This window comes from Streptomyces cellostaticus (assembly GCF_023630175.1).
GTDB classification, from domain to species: Bacteria; Actinomycetota; Actinomycetes; order Streptomycetales; family Streptomycetaceae; genus Streptomyces; species Streptomyces cellostaticus_A.
Genome location: NZ_JALLIN010000142.1, coordinates 1 through 1,072, shown reverse-complemented (window position 1 = coordinate 1,072; position 1,072 = coordinate 1). Strand labels below are relative to the sequence as shown.

At 73.1% G+C, this 1,072-nt stretch carries 1 protein-coding gene; it reads right to left on the bottom strand.

Features of this window, described 5'->3' with window-relative positions:
* Positions 1 to 1,072 (bottom strand): acyl carrier protein (locus tag MXD57_RS31370; RefSeq protein ID WP_250405604.1); only part of this gene is annotated, 1,072 nt, incomplete at both ends.

The following is a 1,072-nucleotide window of genomic DNA, read 5'->3' as shown; positions in this document are numbered from 1 at the left end:
TTCCACCAGCAGGACGCCCGCGCCCTCGGACCATCCGGTGCCGTCGGCACCGGCCGAGAACGCCTTGCAGCGGCCGTCGGCCGCGAGCCCGCGCTGGCGGCTGAACTCCACGAACGGCGCGGGGGTCGCCATGACCGTCACACCGCCCGCAAGCGCCAGGGTGCACTCGCCGTTGCGCAAGGCCTGGACGGCCAGGTGCAGGGCGACGAGCGAGGACGAGCAGGCGGTGTCGACGGTGACGGCCGGGCCCTCGAGACCGAAGGCGTACGACAGCCGACCAGAGATGACGCTGGCCGCGTTGCCCGTGCCGAGGAAGCCCTCCACGCCCTCGGGGAGCGCGGTGAGCCGAGAGGCGTAGTCGTGGTACATGACACCGGCGAACACACCGGTGCGGCTGCCGCGCAGGGACACCGGGTCGATGCCCGCCCGCTCGAACGCCTCCCAGGAGGTCTCCAGCAGCAGGCGCTGCTGCGGGTCCATCGCCACGGCCTCGCGCGGCGAGATACCGAAGAACGCCGGGTCGAAGTGGCCCGCGTCGCGCACGAAGCCGCCTTCGCGGGCGTAGCTCGTGCCCTGCTGGTCGGGGTCGTCGTCGAACAGGGCGGCCACGTCCCAGCCGCGGTCGTCCGGGAACTCCGAAATGGCGTCCCGGCCTTCCAGCACCAGTCGCCACAGGTCGTCGGGGGTCTCCACGCCGCCGGGATAGCGGCAGCCGAGGCCGACGATCGCGATGGGCTCGTCGTCCCGGACCACGGCGGTGCTCGGGCCGGTGACCGCGGGCGCGGCTCCGACGAGCTCGGCGCGCAGGTGGTCGGCGAGCACGGTCGGGGTCGGGTAGTCGAAGACGAGGGTGGCGGGGAGTCTGAGGCCCGTCGCCGCGGCGAGCAGATTGCGCAGTTCGACGGCGGTCAGCGAGTCGAAGCCCAGCTCGCGGAACGAGCGGTCGGTCCCTACGGCGTCCGGTCCGGCGTACCCGAGTACGCCGGCCACCTGGGTGCGCACGGTGTCGAGGAGGTACGCGGTCTGTTCGGCGGTCGTCAGTCGGCCGAGGCGTTCCGCCAGTGCGCCGGTA